Source organism: Citrobacter sp. LST-B2 (assembly GCF_057983045.1).
Genome location: NZ_CP192598.1, coordinates 4,178,449 through 4,194,114 on the forward strand (window position 1 = coordinate 4,178,449; position 15,666 = coordinate 4,194,114).

Here is a 15,666-nt window from a genome sequence, read left to right on the forward strand (position 1 = left end):
CCTGGTTTACGATTACGATATAAAAGCTCAAGGATGATGAATTCTTTTCTTTATGATTTCGACGTTATTTGTCTCCTGCAACACCACGGGGTTGCTATAACCAGCGACGAACCCGTTGGGTATAGCGTTCCCATTCCAACCCGAAACGTTTTCGAAGCTGTACCTCTTCAACATGGATATGTAATCTGGCTACTACAAACATAAACAACGGTACAGCAAGTATCCCCACCAGGCTGCCAAAGCAGAGAGCAACGGATAACTGGAGCCCGCTCATTCCAAGGTAAATAGGGTTTCGACTCCATGCGTAACAACCGACAGTTACCAGCTTGGTGGTTCTATCCGGATGAAGCGGATTAAGCGTCGTGCCGTTCGTGCTCATCTGCCAAGCGGTGTGCAGTATCATGGTAATACAAACACCGGTCAGCAACACGCTTAGCACTATATTCACGATGTCGAAGGTAAAACGCGGGATTGCAGTCAACACATCAGTGACGAAAAACAGCAATAAGATGAGTGGGGGCGGAAACCATACTCTCAATCGAGTCACGAAGTTACGCATTACACAGACCTATCTCTGAACTAAGCAGCCTGATGGCTGCAAAATGAAAATCCAGTCCTTGCCATTCCTATAGTGACCATGAATCTGACATTATATGCCTGATCTGAAAAGTTATTTTTTTCATAACCGTCCTTATAACGGTGCGGGGTCAGTCCACACCTCTGTTCAGGTGAACAAATTCAGCAGACCACTTCACTGTTAAACCTGTGGCGATTCAGGGTGCCATGTGTATGGCACCTCATCTCTTATTTACTTATTGACTCCGTTACCGCCTGCCAGGTTATAAAGCCACCACTCAGATTATATGTCCTGAAGCCGTGGGCCTGAAGAATACGGTATGCCACATGCCCGCGCAGGCCACTCTGGCACCCTATAAAAATCTCTTTATCTTTAGGCACTTTTTCAAGATTCTCCCGCAGGGAATCCAGTGGAATGGATAGCGCGTCAGGATATTCGCCAAATTGTTTCAGTTCGGCAGGAGAGCGAATATCAAGTAAACAATAACTGCCCGGTTCCCGTTGTAACACATCGCTGACATGACATATGACCGTATCTCCTTTCATTACATTTGTCGCCACCATACCAGCCTGGTTAACGACGTCCCTTGCACTGTTAAAAGGTGGAGCATAAGTCAGCTCAAGATGTTCGAGATCGTTGACGGTAAGCCCCGCGCGCTGTGCGACAGACAGGACATCGATGCGTTTATCAACCCCTTTTTTCCCTGATGCCTGAGCCCCGAGAATTTTACCGGTATCGGGGCTGAACAGCAGTTTCAGACTGATCATCGTTGCCCCCGGGTAGTAACCGGCATGATCAGCGGCATGGACGTAAACCTTCTCGTATCGGGTGCCATGAACTTTCAGCTGCTTTTCATTCGCACCGACGCTGCCAATACTCAGCGAAAATACCTTACAAATGGATGTCCCCTGACTGCCATGGTAAAGGCTGTGACGATCTAGCATGTTATCAGCAGCAATGCGTCCCTGGCGGTTGGCGGGCCCTGCCAGAGGAAAATTAGCGGGTTCCTGAAAGACAAAGTCTGGAGTTTCAACGGCATCCCCCACGGCGTAGATGTCAGGGATACTGGTCTGCATACAGGCATTGACGCTTATGCCTCCCCGTTTACCCACTGCGAGCCCGGCTCCTGTGGCAAGGCTGTTCTCAGGTTTTACCCCGATGGCGAGAATAACCATGTCGGTCTGCAGAAACCCACCCTCAGACAGTGCAACGCGGAATCCCGTCTCTGTCCGCAGTACCTCGGTGAGCGCCGTTCTGAGACGCAGATCCACGCCATGACTCCGGATTTCCTGATGCAGGGCAGATGCCATTTCAGGATCAACCGGAGCCATAACCTGTTCCCCCATCTCCAGCAGGGTCACACTGATCCCCCGTTCGCTCAGAGCCTCCATCACTTCAAGTCCGATAAATCCCCCCCCGACAAGCGTGGTGTGAGCTACGTGATGTTGCTCAATCCACCCCAGGATAGCATCCATGTCAGTAAGATTTCGCAGCGTAAAGACACCCTCTTCCTGTAGCCCGGGCAAAGGAGGGACAACCGGAGCGGCGCCGGTACTGAGGAGCAGACGATCCCATTCTTCGCTATAGACCTCCCCTGAGGTCAGATTTTTAACCGTCACCGTTTTATTAACCGGATCCACTGACGTCACTTCATGACAGATACGGACGTCTATGTTAAAGCGGGATTTAAAATCCTCCGGGGTTTTCAGAATCAGTGACTGCCTTAAAGGAATTTTTCCGCCTATATGATAAGGTAATCCACAGTTGGCGAAAGAGACATCGCTTCCCCGTTCAAACACAACAATACTGACATCCTCTGATAACCGACGAGCTCTGGCTGCAGCGGATGCCCCGCCGGCAACACCACCAACAATCACTATTTTCATTACATCCTCTCTGTTCACCCGGGGCAAAAATGCCTGCCAGATATAATCGTTTCCCCGGGCCGGCAGGACGCTGCAGACCTGACGAACACGATGGCAAAATTACGATACCGTTAGTATACTAAATTATATTATATAAAAACACATAGTATGAGAAATCAGCAATGCTCATGAATGAAGACACAAAACGTCAGACAGATATGAAGAATGCGGCCCTGAGGGCAGCAGATGTCTTACGGGGACTGGCCAACAGCGACCGGTTGCTGTTGATGTGTCAGTTAAGCCTGGGGGAAGCGAATGTGGCCGGGCTGGAAGCGGCGGTCGGTATCACTCAGCCGACCCTGTCCCAGCAGCTGGGTGTAATGCGCCGCCTGAAGCTGGTCGAGACCCGACGGGCAGGTAAAATGGTATATTACCGTATTGAGGATAACCGTATCATGACGTTGTTAAATACCTTATATGATCTCTACTGCCCGCAGGCAGGCACCGGTAAAGGAAGCCATAACAACGAATAATATGATCCTGCTTTCCCCGTAAACCGTTTTATCCATGCATCATTAACCCTGTTCAGGCTGTGAAATGCCAGACCGGAACCTGCGATACCTTAACGGGAAAACAACAGTGGTCCGGATATACCAGCCGATGATGCCCGTCACGGACTGTATTTCTCGTTCACGCATTCACTGATTAACCCACTGATTCAATGGTGTTTAATACTGTGACGGTCAGAAAAAACAGCCACAGGAACACGGATGATTCTGCACTGTCAGTAATAGCCTGTGGCTGACAAACCGTTTTTTCTGCTGCCACGGGGTGACATTATTCAAGCAGGCTACGCAACATCCAGGCAGTTTTCTCATGTAACTGGATACGTTGTGTAAGCAGATCTGCTGTGGCTTCATCATTCGCATTATTAACGAGCGGGAACAGGGAGCGTGCAGTTTTAACCACGGTCTCCTGGCCCTGGACAAGATTTTCAATCATGTTTTTTGCTGCCGGAATATCCTTATCTTCATTAACCGCTGTTAAACGTGAAAATTCATGATATGTGCCGGGCGCGAAGCATCCGAGCGAGCGTATACGTTCAGCGATATCATCAACGGCAGTGGCCAGCTCATTGTATTGATTTTCAAACATTAAATGTAAGCTGTTAAACATGGGGCCAGTTACATTCCAGTGATAGTAATGTGTTTTTATATACAGGGTATAGGTGTCAGCAAGAAGCCGGGACAGGCCGTCTGCAATCTCCACCCGGGATGATTCAGCAATACCAATATCAATGATTTGTTTACTCATAACTACCTCTTACACGGTTTCAGTGGAATATACGATATGCGATTATTCTTTCCGGTCTGAGCAAAACACGCCTCAAATTTTTATAATAACCAGGTACACCTGTCGTCTGTCACACTAGCGATGCGCCAGAGCAATATCCTGCGACGGAACAATGAATTTCGCCGTGGCACGTGCCACTGTCTGCTGTCCTTTTGTCAGCCATGCTTCAAGCAGGTAAATCCCCCTGCGTTGCCCAAGCAGTCTGGCACATACCATCAGTTTGTCTCCGGTACAAACGGGTGAAATGAATCTTACCGTCAGTTCAGCCGTCAGGGCTTGCACACCCTGCATGAACAAACAATGAGTCATTGCTGCATCCAGCAGGGTACTCGTCATTCCGCCATGTAAAAGACCCGTATACCCCTGATGCCTGTGATTGGCCGTGTAGTCCGCACATACAGAGCCATCCGGGTGCTCTGAAAACATTAAGTTCACCGTATCAGGGTTGTTGTCGCGGGAACTACAGACCATACAACAGGTATGGGCCTTTCTGGCATCAAGATAACAATTCATCTGTTTCTGCTCAGCGTCCGGTTGTACTGACGGGAGGCATCCGGAATTCAGTCAGCTGAGGGGCTCCCCCGGCATCATTACTGCCTCCTCCACACATTCCGGCTCCTGGTTTATACACAATACGGGTCTGATAAAAATCACCGCCCGTGATGAAATAAACTCATGAATGGCAACAGCGCCCGTTTCCGTGATGATGCTGACGCCCACCCTGGCACGCATTTTCTGCTGTGTTCCCGTCAGAGTGACAGCATTTTTTCCCTTTCGCCTCATGATGAAAGGACTGGCGTCCCTGCTCCGGCTTATTCAGTTCAGTCAGAACACGGGTATCCGGATCACACAGTTCAGTGAACAAACGACGACCACAGTCAGTCTGGTACACCGCGATCTGATGCCCCAGTAATTTACCCAGCATCCGTTCCCCGATGTTACGGACCACAACGCGGCTGACTTGCTGTTGAACCAGCAGGTCAACCAGCTTCCGTTTACCTGAACAATCTGCGCCCAGCGCGGGATTTTCTGTCCGGCTGAGCTCCACACCGCGCTCATCCACCAGGACAAGGTGACTCGCTTTGGTAAAATGATTTGCTACCCGGTCGTCATTCACTGGAATGGCTGTGATCATCTTGTGTAACTCCTTCCCTTTCAGAGTGCATTATTAAGGCCTTGCCCTGAGTGAGACAGTCCACAACCTTAAAACGGGCTGCTTTCAGGACATTGGCCAGTGTCTGCCTTGAAACCCCCATTGCAACAGCCGCTTCCTGCTGTTGCATGCCCAGTAAATCGACCAGCCGTAACGCTTCAAACTCATCTTCTTTTAAATGAACATGTTCAAGCTGGCTCATCGGTCGCGCATTGGGCTTAAAACAGGTATCCGCAGGGCGGCCACAGATGTTACGGGGAATTCTGGGTCTTGGCATGAAGGCTCCTTATTGGCATATGCTATATATACACTCATAAACTGGCATATGCAATATACTCTGCTCACCGGTGGAGAATTTTTTGCTTTACCCTGGAGTCTGTAAGTGGGCAGCAGGTCATGAGAGATGAAGAGAAAGAAAACAGATACTGTATGAGACTCAATTTAAAGTGCTGCCATAAGGGGGTCGTCTCAGAAAACGGAATCTATGGTCACTCCCGTTTTTGCAACACCGATTTTGACGACAAGTTGGCTTGCTTGAATCTATCCGGCGTCTGAATGGGATTTTATTCCCGCGCCTCGATGGGTAATGACTCCAACTTATTGATAGTGTTTTATGTTCAGATAATGCCCGATGACTTTGTCATGCAGCTCCACCGATTTTGAGAACGACAGCGACTTCCGTCCCAGCCGTGCCAGGTGCTGCCTCAGATTCAGGTTATGCCGCTCAATTCGCTGCGTATATCGCTTGCTGATTACGTGCAGCTTTCCCTTCAGGCGGGATTCATACAGCGGCCAGCCATCCGTCATCCATATCACCACGTCAAAGGGTGACAGCAGGCTCATAAGACGCCCCAGCGTCGCCATAGTGCGTTCACCGAATACGTGCGCAACAACCGTCTTCCGGAGCCTGTCATACGCGTAAAACAGCCAGCGCTGGCGCGATTTAGCCCCGACGTATCCCCACTGTTCGTCCATTTCCGCGCAGACGATGACGTCACTGCCCGGCTGTATGCGCGAGGTTACCGACTGCGGCCTGAGTTTTTTAAATGGCGGAAAATCGTGTTGAGGCCAACGCCCATAATGCGGGCGGTTGCCCGGCATCCAACGCCATTCATGGCCATATCAATGATTTTCTGGTGCGTACCGGGTTGAGAAGCGGTGTAAGTGAACTGCAGTTGCCATGTTTTACGGCAGTGAGAGCAGAGATAGCGCTGATGTCCGGCAGTGCTTTTGCCGTTACGCACCACCCCGTCAGTAGCTGAACAGGAGGGACAGCTGATAGAAACAGAAGCCACTGGAGCACCTCAAAAACACCATCATACACTAAATCAGTAAGTTGGCAGCATCACCCAGTTTGCCAGTCGATTTGACTGTGGCGATAAAAGACCCGGCCAGGTGCTCGGGTCTTTATCGAACTAAATATGCTTCAAGCGCGATCAGAAGGGAGCGTTGATATCCACCACGTTGATCAACTTGTGGTTGACGAACTCTTTCAGGCCTAAGTCGATCAGTTCACGACCATAGCCGGAGCGGCGGATGCCGCCAAAGGGCAAATCAGCCTTAACCATGGTGGGGTGGTTGACAAACATCATCCCGGTAGAGACTTGCTTGGCTACCGCCAGACCGCGCTGTTCATCGGCGGTGAACACAGAGCCACCGAGGCCGAAGGGCGAATCGTTGGCAATGGCAATCGCTTCCTGTTCATCCTTTGCCTTGAGGATCATGGAGACAGGGCCGAAGAACTCCCAATAGTAAGCCGGGTTGTCCGGGGTCACATTGGTAAGTATGGTCGGCTGTACAAAAGCGCCTTGCTCCGGCACTTTGGGACCAACTTCGGTAGCTGTGGCACCATGCTCAACCGCTTCACGAATTTTCTGCTTCACTTCATCGGCAGCACCCTGGGAAGACAGGGGCGCCAGAGTCGTGTTCGGATCCATAGGGTCACCGGCTTTAAGCGCGGCTACGCCTTTGGTATAGCCTTCCATAAACTTGTCATAAATGGCTTCCACCAGGATCATCCGTTTGGATGAAACACATACCTGACCGGCATTCCAGTGACGGCCGAATACCGCCCAATCTATGGTTTTCTCAAGCTCGGCATCTTCCAGCACGATAAAGGCGTCAGAGCCGCCCAGCTCCAGAGTGGATTTTTTCAGCGCCTTACCGGCCTGAGAGGCAATAACGGCGCCTGCACCTTCAGAGCCGGTCAGAGCCACGCCATGTACCTTGGGTGAGTTGATGATCTGCTCGACTTGATCCCGGGTAGCATACAGGTTCTGGAAGGCGCCCTGTGGCAGTCCGGCATCCCGCATCAGGCTCTCAAAAGCGGCGGCGCACTGAGGCACATTGGAAGCGTGTTTCAGCAGCAGGGTGTTGCCGGCAGAAAGTTGCGGAGCCAAGATCCTGGCTATCTGGTAATAGGGGAAGTTCCAGGGTTCAATGGCCAGCAAGACCCCAAGAGGTTCATTGACCAGCAGCGCTTCCCCTTCGGCGGGATCGGCCACAGGCAGTTTCTGCGGTGCCAGCAGTCTCTCGGCATGCTCGGCATAGTATTCGAGGATCTGCGCCGACAGTTCTACTTCGGCCTCGGCCTCTCCAATGACTTTACCCATCTCTAGGGTCAGCAGCTCTGCATAGCGGCGCTTGCTGTCTCTGAGCAGGGCTGCAGCCCGATTGAGTATTTCAGCCTTGTTGGCAAAAGAGGTATTGCGCCAACTCAAAAAGGCCTGGTGGGCCGATTCAATTGCCTCTGTGACTTCGGCATCAGTGGCATTGGGAAATTCTTTGATGAGCTCTCCCGTGAAGGGATTGATCGTTGCATATGTCATGTGTTCCTCCCAGCGTTGCAAGTAATAGGGGTCAGTTTGGAGATCGGAAATTTTTGTACGTTAAGCGCATTATTTAACCAATCTTGGTTCGTAAGGGGTTGATTTTGCGTCAGTGGCTATCGCTTTTAAGTTGTCGCTCTTGCAGTATCGCATTTAGGTTATCCGATTAAGGTCAAACCTCTGAAAATGCCGTATAGCGCGGGAGTACACCCTATTGCCATAGGTAAGTCTGTTCAAAAAACAGGCTTACCGTACAATAATTCTCTATATCCAAACTGACCCCTCATCAATCCGTTGTCAGCCCCACGAACAGCTGCAAGCTGCTGAAGAATTGCAGGGCATTCAGCACCTGCATCGAGCGCTTGCTTCTTTTCTTCCGGGCCATGTGGCACTCACCGCTTTTCACTCCAGATAAGCGGGGCCTGACGCCGAAGAGTCAGGCCCTCAACTCATTAGAATTCCTGCACGGTTGGGCGCAGAACGATCTCGTTAATATCCACGTCAGCAGGCTGCTCAATTGCGAAGGCGATAGCTCGAGCGACCGATTCGGCGGGAATTGCATGCTTGTAGAAGTCCACTACGAAATCGCGGCTCTGTTGGTGGGTGCTGCCGAATTTCAGTTCGGAGTCCACGGCGCCCGGTTCGATAGTCGTGGTGCGGATGCTGCCACCGACTTCGTGACGCAGTCCTTCGGAGATAGCCCGCACAGCAAACTTGGTGCCGCTGTACACGGTGCCACCTGGGCTGAACACCTTCAGGCCTGCAACCGATGCGATGTTGATGAAGTGACCACTGTTTTGTTTCTGGAAGACTGGCAATGCAGCCGCGACTCCGTACAGCAGACCCTTGATGTTGATATCGATCATGCGATCCCACTCGTCAGTGCGAGTATCGCTGAGCGGTGCAATCGCCATCAGTCCGGCATTGTTGATCAGTACATCAATGCGACCGAAGGTATCCACGGCACCTTGAATGAGCGTTTTGACCTCTTCCTGAGAGGTGACATCGGTCTGATACGCGATTGCCTGACCACCTGCATTGGTCAGCTCAGCCACCAATGCGTCGAGTTTATCTTTGCGGCGCGCAGCCAGCACTACGCGAGCGCCAAGCGCAGCAAGGTGGCGTGCAGTAGCCTCACCCAGGCCGCTGCTGGCACCGGTGATAACGACAACTTTTCCAGAAATGTTATTGCTCATGCTGAGAACCTCATCGGTGGTTTTATACTTCGCCATGGTTGGTTAACCTGGCAGTGCGCAAACTTTAGACCCATGATTGATCTCAATAAATGAAAATGATTGGATTATGCTATTCCTGAAAATGGAATAAATGGGAGGGGCAACATGCTTAACCGCATGGAGATGGTTAGGATTTTTTGCACAGCAGCAGAGGCAGGTAGCTTCCGCGAAGCGGCAACTCGATTAGGCATCTCCCCACAAGGGGTGACTCGAGCCATTCAAGCCCTGGAAACTGAGCTTGGCGAATCACTGTTCCACCGCAATACCCGCCAGGTGAGCATCACTGCTTTCGGTCAGAATTACGCCAAAGATGCCAGGTCAGCTCTGGATCATTTCGATACGCTATTCCGGTCGCACAGGACGGAGCCTGAGCTGTCAGGTAGGGTGGGGATTACGGCTCCACATGCTATTGGCAGGCGCTTCCTAATACCGTTTCTTCAGCCCCTGGCCGCTGCACATCCTGACCTGCAATTCGATCTCCGTTTGGAAGATCAGATGACTGATGCTGTTGAGGCGCATATCGATATTGGTATCAGGGTGGGGGTTATTCGCGACCGGCGCTACGTTGCACGTGCCTTAGCTCCCGTGCCGTTTTACGTTGTCGCGTCCCCGTCTCTCATAGGCCAAAAGACACCACCTGAATCTTTGGATGCTTTAGCTAAGCTGCCACTTTCAGTCCTGATCGACCGGAAAAATGGCCGCCCTTGGCCTTGGCTATTTGCCGACGGGCAAACGTTCGCGCCCAGGCAGCCAGCGCTTATCTGTGATGATCCAGATACGGAATTGGAAGCCACCCTGGCAGGCATGTGTTTTGGCCAAATTCCTGCCTATCTGGCTGAGCCTCATCTGCGGTCAGGAAAGCTGGTTGCCGTTTTGGCTGATCACGCTCCAGCACCATGGGATCTGTTCATATACCGCCCGCAGCAGGGTCCTGTATCGAAGCGGGTGCGATTGGTGTACGACCACCTTAAGCAGGCTTTCTCAAACCCCAAGCTATTTCCCCAGGGCCTGGGGACATAGCTTGAATACCTGCCAGCAATCGTCCGCTTTTGGCCGATTCTGTTGAAAAAGTAGCGGCCTTCCCATGCCGTTGGCAAAATTGCGTTGTCAGCGAGCGTGGGGGCGAACAGCATGATGGGACAGTTACCGGGAGGACAGCAGCGCTTGTTCTACTCGTTCAACCTGGAAGATCACGTCCCGGCCCAACATCTCCTGCGCAGCATCGACCAGTGCCTCCCGAGTTCGACAGTTAAGATCGCAAGTGCTTGTTTTTGCTAGAGCGCACTTTCAAAAATGCCACTACAACAGCGCTAACTGCTCCGGCGCCGCTGGCTTTTCGATTCCTAATGCATGAAGCACCCCGTTCTGCTCCGTGCTGAGCGTCGACACCCCCGCCACCGGCTCGCCGCCGTTCAGGCGCACGCGGTGATGCTGGATGCGCTGCAGTTGCTCGAGCGCCCGCTCGGGCGTGTAGCCCGCGTCCGCCGCCTTGAGTCGGCTGCGCATCACCCGATGCAGGATCAGCGCCATGAAGCAGATCGACGCGTGGGCGCGAATCCGCTCGGGCAGGCGGTGATACACCGGGCCAATCTCGATCTCGGACTTGAGCACCTTGAAGCCGCGCTCGATGTCGGCGAGCGACTTGTAGCGCTGAAGCACGTTCTGCGCGGCGAGCCCCTCGGCGTTGGTCACCAGCAGCAGCTTGCCGTCCATCATTTCGGCAAGACGCTTCGCCTTGTCGTCGATGTGGTAGCTGAAGAGCTCCTCGCCCAGATCCACCTTGATGATGCGCGACAGGTGCGCTTCGCTGACCGCATGGTAGAAGCGCGCCTTGGCGCCGCTATCCGAGAGCTTGCGCCCCCGGTGCTTCACGCCTTCGTCCTGCTCGGTGAGCTTGCCCGACCATTGGTCCGCCTGGCGGATCAGCGCGTCGATGCGCTCGTTGCGCTGCCCGGTCTTGGCAGCCGCTGTTACCGGGTCGTGCGCGACCACCAGCCGCAGATCGTTCCAGGCGTGCTCCGAAATGACTTCCTGCATGGCGGTGGCGCACTGCTGTTCGTGGAAGGGCTCGAGCAACTCGATGAACTCGTTGTAGCGCCGGCCCGGCACCGCGACGATGAACTCGAGCGGCTTGCCGCTGGCCAGGCGCACGGCTTTCAGCGCCTCCAGATTGTCCAGGCTGAGCAGCCCCCGGTCGGCGACCAGCACCAGGCGCTGCACCGACGGGAAACGCTCGAGCACCTTGGTGAGCGTGGGCAGCAAGGTTCGGGTTTCGGCCGTATTGCCGTCGAATACCTCGTGGTAGATCGGCAGCCCCTCAGCGGTCTGCACCACGCCGAGCATGAACTGGCGGGCGATCAGCCCCTCCTTGGCCATGCCGTACTGGCGCACGTCATCGGCCTGCTGGCTGAGTCCTTCGCTTCGAATCGTGGTCAGGTCGTAGAAGACCACCGACAGATCCTGGTCGATCAGCGGGCGAAGCAGCCCGGCGACCACCGCATCGACCTCGTCCTGATGATCCATCAGCGCATCGAGGCTGCGCAGCAACTGCTGGTGGGTGACCGCCTTCATATAAGCAGCGCTTCGCGGCCGACCTCAAGAAAATGCTCCCACGCATTCCCTTCGCTGAGGACTTCAACGCGTTCTCAGCCGCCGGCCGCCAGCTGGGCGAATGGCATCTGAACTACGAGACGGTCGAACCCTTCCCGCTGACCGAGGAAGCCAAACGCCTGGTGATGGAGCCGGACGACTACTTGGTGACGAAGATGACCTTCGGGAAGAAGGACGGCAAGCCCGACAAGAGCGTCATCGTCTACAACCCGCACCTGGTGCTGCGTGACATTCCGCTCGAGGCCTACGAGTACGTGGTCAACGGCAAGCCGGCGATCGAGTGGATCATGGAGCGCTACCAGGTCACGATCGACAAGGCTTCGGGCATCAAGAACGACCCGAACCAGTGGTCGGAGGACCCCCGGTACATTGTGGATCTGCTCAAGCGGATCGTGCGGGTGAGTTTGGAGAGCGTGCGGCTAATCCGGGGGCTGCCTACGCTCAATGAGCATGTGGCGTAGGCGGGTACCGAAGACACGATGGATGAACTTAGTACCGACCTCGAGAGAGTGCAGTACCTCCAGAATCTGCTAATCGCGCACGCAACTGGGAGTAAGGCCGACGACGGCGAATACCAAACTGTTCGCCGAGCGCTTTTGGATAATCGGGAGGTGGCGGAACAGTTGCCAGGTTTCGTGCGGACATGTCGTGACCTCGCACAGTTCTGGGGTTTCATCAAGTACGAGAAGAGTACGTACGGCGAACGCAGGCAGCTCATATGGAGTTCGTTTGCGCCGTTGCTCGATCACCTCGAGGGCAAAGCCTCGAGGCCCTCTGATGCACCGATTTCCGAGGGACTGAAAAGCTTCGACGCGGACGGAGTGCATGCAGTCTGGGCGAAGGCCCTCGAACGGCGTGAATCGGATCCAGAGGGTGCAATCACGTCGGCCAGGACGCTGCTCGAGACCGTCTGCAAGCACGTTCTCGATGAGGCCGGCGTGGCGTACGAGAAAGGGAGAGCGGACCTTCCGGACCTCTACAGGCTCGTGGCAAAGGAACTGAACCTCGCGCCCGACCAGCACACCCAGGACGTCTTCAAGCAGATCCTCGGCGGCGTGACCTCGGTTGTCCACGGTCTCGGCGCTATGCGGAACCGCTTAGGGGACGCCCACGGCCAGGGGAAGAAACCAGTGCGCCCGGCGCCGAGGCATGCACAGCTCGCAGTGAACCTCGCGGGTACGGTCGCCCTGTTCGTCATCGAAACTTGGCTCGCGAAGTCCGAAGCCGGAAACCCGTAACCGCCAAGGTGAAACTCTGTGAGCACGTGGTTTCTGCTTGCCCTTGGACCGAGCGCGTTCTTCACATCTCAGTTGGCAAGTACCCAGTCCAGGGCCACTTTACCAAGTGCCTTCACGCTGTCGACGGTTAGCTCGATTCCCTTTTCCTTCGCTATCGTCTTGATTCGCTCCCAGACAGCTTTGCTGCGGATGGTGTCCAGCAGCTCATGACCTTGCCAGGTCAATTCGGGAGAGAGGATCGCGTGTCCGCCGTAGGTCGTGATGTCGATGGCGGAGATGAAGCCGGCCTTCCATAGAAGGAGGGCATGCTCGCCTTTTGATGCGCCCTCCGCGGAGTACTCTGGCCCTACTCCATAGGTGAGATTGGTGCGCTCCGATAAGGGGGTTGTCTCGATTTCTGTCAGAACTTCGCGGATCACGTCCCAGTCACGCTTCATGCAGCCTCCGATGCCGAAAGTGTCTCCTGAGGAGACACTACTTTGTCTTTCCTTGGAACTTCACTTCTGCCCATGCTACCAGCCGCTTCCCAAGCATGACGAGTGTCGGAGACAGCACAACAAGTATCGCGGGAGCAACGATCTCAGTGACGAGTTTTTCTGCCATGTCTGGTCTCAAGGTTTGAAACGAGGCGGATGCCGCCTGCGCCTGTAAAACGATCCATCACTAGAGCCAAGGCCCTGTGACTTCCCATCCGCAACGATCCTTTCTTCTAGGGGTGCTCCCCTTGTTGTTGAGCGCTGCACCCGAGAACCTTTCCAGAAGCGCTGGCGCAAAAAAAGGGAAGACACCTGATCGTTGCCACACATCAATCCATCTTGCTGCCACGGCGCAGCACAGTGGTGTGGTCACGACCGCCAAACAGTTGTTGGAGGCCAGTGTGCCGTCACGACCTGTACAAGTTGGAGTAAAGCCCTTTGGGACTTCAGGGCGTCAATTAGTAACAATGGGCGCTTTAGAGTGGGCCAAAATGAAGGGGCGCATTTATGTCATTTTCAGAAGACGACTGCACCAGTTGATTGGGCGTAATGGCTGTTGTGCAGCCAGCTCCTGACAGTTCAATATCAGAAGTGATCTGCACCAATCTCGACTATGCTCAATACTCGTGTGCACCAAAGCGAGGTGAGCATGGCGACGGACACCCCACGGATTCCAGAACAAGGCGTGGCCACTCTGCCTGATGAGGCTTGGGAGCGTGCGCGCCGTCGTGCGGAGATCATCAGTCCGTTGGCGCAGTCGGAGACGGTCGGGCACGAAGCGGCCGATATGGCGGCTCAGGCGCTGGGCTTGTCTCGGCGCCAGGTATACGTTCTGATCCGGCGTGCCCGGCAAGGCAGCGGCCTCGTGACGGATCTGGTGCCCGGCCAGTCCGGTGGAGGTAAAGGTAAGGGGCGCTTGCCGGAACCGGTCGAGCGCGTCATCCACGAGCTACTGCAAAAGCGGTTCCTGACCAAGCAGAAGCGCAGCCTAGCGGCCTTTCACCGCGAAGTCACTCAGGTGTGCAAGGCTCAAAAACTGCGAGTGCCGGCGCGCAATACCGTGGCCTTACGGATCGCTAGCCTTGACCCGCGCAAGGTCATCCGCCGGCGGGAAGGCCAGGATGCCGCTCGTGACCTACAAGGTGTGGGCGGCGAGCCTCCTGCCGTGACCGCGCCGCTGGAGCAGGTGCAGATAGACCATACGGTCATCGACCTGATCGTGGTCGATGACCGCGACCGGCAACCTATTGGCCGCCCGTACCTGACCCTCGCCATCGACGTGTTCACCCGCTGCGTGCTCGGCATGGTCGTCACGCTGGAAGCGCCGTCTGCCGTTTCGGTTGGCCTGTGCCTCGTGCATGTCGCCTGCGACAAGCGCCCTTGGCTGGAAGGACTGAACGTGGAAATGGATTGGCAGATGAGCGGCAAGCCCTTGCTGCTCTACCTAGACAACGCGGCCGAGTTCAAGAGCGAGGCCCTGCGCCGGGGTTGCGAGCAGCATGGCATCCGGCTGGACTATCGCCCGCTGGGACAGCCGCACTATGGCGGCATCGTGGAACGGATCATCGGCACGGCGATGCAGATGATTCACGACGAACTGCCGGGAACGACCTTCTCCAACCCTGACCAGCGCGGCGACTACGATTCCGAAAACAAGGCCGCCCTGACGCTGCGCGAGCTAGAGCGCTGGCTCACATTGGCGGTCGGCACCTACCACGGTTCGGTGCACAACGGCCTGCTCCAACCGCCGGCCGCGCGCTGGGCCGAGGCCGTGGCGCGTGTCGGCGTACCGGCCGTCGTCACACGCGCTACTTCGTTCCTGGTCGATTTTCTGCCGATCCTCCGGCGCACGCTGACCCGCACCGGCTTTGTCATCGACCACATCCACTACTACGCCGATGCGCTCAAGCCGTGGATTGCGCGGCGTGAACGCTGGCCGTCCTTTCTGATCCGGCGCGATCCGCGCGACATCAGCCGTATCTGGGTCCTGGAACCGGAGGGACAGCATTACCTGGAAATTCCCTACCGTACCTTGTCGCATCCGGCTGTCACCCTCTGGGAACAACGGCAGGCGCTGGCGAAACTGCGGCAGCAAGGGCGCGAACAGGTGGATGAGTCGGCGCTGTTCCGCATGATCGGCCAGATGCGTGAGATTGTGACCAGCGCGCAGAAGGCCACACGCAAGGCGCGGCGTGACGCGGATCGCCGCCAGCACCTCAAGACATCAGCTCGGCCGGACAAGCCCGTTCCGCCGGATACGGATATTGCCGACCCGCAGGCAGACAACTTGCCACCCGCCAAACCGTTCGACCAGATTGAGGAGTGGTAGCC

At 55.0% G+C, this 15,666-nt stretch carries 15 protein-coding genes and 4 pseudogenes; 7 read left to right on the forward strand and 12 right to left on the reverse strand.

Going from position 1 to position 15,666, the window contains the following annotated elements; translation table 11 throughout:
- Positions 1 to 94: 94 nt before the first annotated feature.
- Both ACQ0PY_RS20090 and ACQ0PY_RS20095 read right to left on the reverse strand, forming a co-directional pair.
- On the reverse strand, positions 95 to 559 hold the full coding sequence (locus ACQ0PY_RS20090; protein WP_001243598.1) for a methyltransferase family protein: 465 nt from the start codon (positions 557 to 559) through the stop codon (positions 95 to 97).
- Between the two features lie 245 nt (positions 560 to 804).
- The gene (locus ACQ0PY_RS20095) at positions 805 to 2,463 is read right to left on the reverse strand and encodes an FAD-dependent oxidoreductase (RefSeq protein ID WP_000706606.1); all 1,659 of its coding nucleotides are present in this window, start codon (positions 2,461 to 2,463) and stop codon (positions 805 to 807) included.
- A 161-nt stretch (positions 2,464 to 2,624) separates the two neighbouring features.
- Here ACQ0PY_RS20095 and ACQ0PY_RS20100 point away from each other — a divergent pair, with 161 nt between their 5' ends.
- Positions 2,625 to 2,975 (forward strand): ArsR/SmtB family transcription factor, encoded by a 351-nt coding sequence (locus ACQ0PY_RS20100; RefSeq protein ID WP_000928911.1) that lies wholly within the window; start codon positions 2,625 to 2,627, stop codon positions 2,973 to 2,975.
- A gap of 304 nt (positions 2,976 to 3,279) precedes the next feature.
- Here the strand turns inward: ACQ0PY_RS20100 and ACQ0PY_RS20105 are convergent, their stop codons facing one another.
- The 8 genes and pseudogenes from ACQ0PY_RS20105 to ACQ0PY_RS20140 form a co-directional block, all read right to left on the reverse strand.
- Positions 3,280 to 3,756: a Dps family protein gene (locus ACQ0PY_RS20105; protein ID WP_000043177.1), complete on the reverse strand. Its 477-nt coding sequence runs from the start codon at positions 3,754 to 3,756 to the stop codon at positions 3,280 to 3,282.
- A gap of 114 nt (positions 3,757 to 3,870) precedes the next feature.
- A complete protein-coding gene (locus ACQ0PY_RS20110) occupies positions 3,871 to 4,104 on the reverse strand; it encodes a hotdog domain-containing protein (RefSeq protein WP_230128415.1) in 234 nt (77 codons plus the stop codon).
- A 364-nt stretch (positions 4,105 to 4,468) separates the two neighbouring features.
- A complete protein-coding gene (locus tag ACQ0PY_RS20115; RefSeq protein ID WP_000626969.1) occupies positions 4,469 to 4,930 on the reverse strand; it encodes a NifB/NifX family molybdenum-iron cluster-binding protein in 462 nt (153 codons plus the stop codon).
- Complete coding sequence (locus ACQ0PY_RS20120; RefSeq protein WP_001137910.1) at positions 4,905 to 5,225, reverse strand: DUF134 domain-containing protein; 321 nt, start codon at positions 5,223 to 5,225, stop codon at positions 4,905 to 4,907. Before ACQ0PY_RS20120 ends, ACQ0PY_RS20115 begins: the two co-directional genes overlap by 26 nt.
- 320 nt (positions 5,226 to 5,545) lie before the next feature.
- A protein-coding gene (locus tag ACQ0PY_RS20125) for an IS1-like element IS1B family transposase (RefSeq protein WP_095033700.1) occupies positions 5,546 to 6,243 on the reverse strand; the annotation gives its coding sequence in 2 pieces (ribosomal slippage) (positions 5,546 to 5,994 and positions 5,994 to 6,243; 699 coding nt in all).
- Positions 6,244 to 6,384: 141 nt separating this feature from the next.
- Complete coding sequence (locus ACQ0PY_RS20130; RefSeq protein ID WP_023205627.1) at positions 6,385 to 7,776, reverse strand: NAD-dependent succinate-semialdehyde dehydrogenase; 1,392 nt, start codon at positions 7,774 to 7,776, stop codon at positions 6,385 to 6,387.
- A 284-nt stretch (positions 7,777 to 8,060) separates the two neighbouring features.
- Positions 8,061 to 8,168, reverse strand: a pseudogene (locus ACQ0PY_RS20135) (metal-sensing transcriptional repressor); the annotation flags it as partial.
- 60 nt (positions 8,169 to 8,228) lie between these two features.
- Complete coding sequence (locus ACQ0PY_RS20140) at positions 8,229 to 8,972, reverse strand: SDR family oxidoreductase (protein ID WP_085397604.1); 744 nt, start codon at positions 8,970 to 8,972, stop codon at positions 8,229 to 8,231.
- A gap of 99 nt (positions 8,973 to 9,071) precedes the next feature.
- On the opposite strand from ACQ0PY_RS20140, the gene ACQ0PY_RS20145 reads away from it, so the two are divergent.
- Both ACQ0PY_RS20145 and ACQ0PY_RS20150 read left to right on the forward strand, forming a co-directional pair.
- Complete coding sequence (locus tag ACQ0PY_RS20145) at positions 9,072 to 10,031, forward strand: LysR family transcriptional regulator (RefSeq protein ID WP_224788382.1); 960 nt, start codon at positions 9,072 to 9,074, stop codon at positions 10,029 to 10,031.
- A 111-nt stretch (positions 10,032 to 10,142) separates the two neighbouring features.
- Positions 10,143 to 10,283: pseudogene (locus ACQ0PY_RS20150) on the forward strand (IS5/IS1182 family transposase); the annotation flags it as partial.
- A 27-nt stretch (positions 10,284 to 10,310) separates the two neighbouring features.
- On the opposite strand, the pseudogene ACQ0PY_RS20155 reads toward ACQ0PY_RS20150, so the two are convergent.
- Positions 10,311 to 11,579, reverse strand: a pseudogene (locus ACQ0PY_RS20155) (IS1634 family transposase); the annotation flags it as partial.
- Positions 11,580 to 11,614: 35 nt separating this feature from the next.
- Between ACQ0PY_RS20155 and ACQ0PY_RS20160 the strand changes: the two are divergent.
- Both ACQ0PY_RS20160 and ACQ0PY_RS20165 read left to right on the forward strand, forming a co-directional pair.
- Positions 11,615 to 12,082 (forward strand): type ISP restriction/modification enzyme, encoded by a 468-nt coding sequence (locus tag ACQ0PY_RS20160; RefSeq protein WP_085397600.1) that lies wholly within the window; start codon positions 11,615 to 11,617, stop codon positions 12,080 to 12,082.
- Between the two features lie 18 nt (positions 12,083 to 12,100).
- Positions 12,101 to 12,859, forward strand: coding sequence for an abortive infection family protein (locus ACQ0PY_RS20165; protein WP_085397601.1), 759 nt, complete (start codon positions 12,101 to 12,103; stop codon positions 12,857 to 12,859).
- 68 nt (positions 12,860 to 12,927) lie between these two features.
- On the opposite strand, the gene ACQ0PY_RS20170 is transcribed toward ACQ0PY_RS20165, so the two are convergent.
- A complete protein-coding gene (locus ACQ0PY_RS20170) occupies positions 12,928 to 13,296 on the reverse strand; it encodes a DUF2513 domain-containing protein (RefSeq protein WP_085397602.1) in 369 nt (122 codons plus the stop codon).
- 548 nt (positions 13,297 to 13,844) lie between these two features.
- Between ACQ0PY_RS20170 and ACQ0PY_RS20175 the strand changes: the two are divergent.
- Positions 13,845 to 13,910, forward strand: a pseudogene (locus ACQ0PY_RS20175) (EAL domain-containing protein); the annotation flags it as partial.
- Positions 13,911 to 13,984: 74 nt separating this feature from the next.
- The gene (locus ACQ0PY_RS20180; protein WP_000179844.1) at positions 13,985 to 15,664 is read left to right on the forward strand and encodes a Mu transposase C-terminal domain-containing protein; all 1,680 of its coding nucleotides are present in this window, start codon (positions 13,985 to 13,987) and stop codon (positions 15,662 to 15,664) included.
- Positions 15,665 to 15,666 lie beyond the last annotated feature (2 nt).

What these genes read in the sequence shown, in the direction of transcription:
- ACQ0PY_RS20090 (WP_001243598.1), bottom strand. Translation starts at nt 559, where the DNA reads ATGCGTAACTTCGTGACTCGATTGAGAGTATGGTTTCCGCCCCCACTC.
- ACQ0PY_RS20095 (WP_000706606.1), bottom strand. Translation starts at nt 2,463, where the DNA reads ATGAAAATAGTGATTGTTGGTGGTGTTGCCGGCGGGGCATCCGCTGCA.
- ACQ0PY_RS20100 (WP_000928911.1), top strand. Translation starts at nt 2,625, where the DNA reads ATGCTCATGAATGAAGACACAAAACGTCAGACAGATATGAAGAATGCG.
- ACQ0PY_RS20105 (WP_000043177.1), bottom strand. Translation starts at nt 3,756, where the DNA reads ATGAGTAAACAAATCATTGATATTGGTATTGCTGAATCATCCCGGGTG.
- ACQ0PY_RS20110 (WP_230128415.1), bottom strand. Translation starts at nt 4,104, where the DNA reads ATGACTCATTGTTTGTTCATGCAGGGTGTGCAAGCCCTGACGGCTGAA.
- ACQ0PY_RS20115 (WP_000626969.1), bottom strand. Translation starts at nt 4,930, where the DNA reads ATGATCACAGCCATTCCAGTGAATGACGACCGGGTAGCAAATCATTTT.
- ACQ0PY_RS20120 (WP_001137910.1), bottom strand. Translation starts at nt 5,225, where the DNA reads ATGCCAAGACCCAGAATTCCCCGTAACATCTGTGGCCGCCCTGCGGAT.
- ACQ0PY_RS20130 (WP_023205627.1), bottom strand. Translation starts at nt 7,776, where the DNA reads ATGACATATGCAACGATCAATCCCTTCACGGGAGAGCTCATCAAAGAA.
- ACQ0PY_RS20140 (WP_085397604.1), bottom strand. Translation starts at nt 8,972, where the DNA reads ATGAGCAATAACATTTCTGGAAAAGTTGTCGTTATCACCGGTGCCAGC.
- ACQ0PY_RS20160 (WP_085397600.1), top strand. Translation starts at nt 11,615, where the DNA reads ATGCTCCCACGCATTCCCTTCGCTGAGGACTTCAACGCGTTCTCAGCC.
- ACQ0PY_RS20165 (WP_085397601.1), top strand. Translation starts at nt 12,101, where the DNA reads ATGGATGAACTTAGTACCGACCTCGAGAGAGTGCAGTACCTCCAGAAT.
- ACQ0PY_RS20170 (WP_085397602.1), bottom strand. Translation starts at nt 13,296, where the DNA reads ATGAAGCGTGACTGGGACGTGATCCGCGAAGTTCTGACAGAAATCGAG.
- ACQ0PY_RS20180 (WP_000179844.1), top strand. Translation starts at nt 13,985, where the DNA reads ATGGCGACGGACACCCCACGGATTCCAGAACAAGGCGTGGCCACTCTG.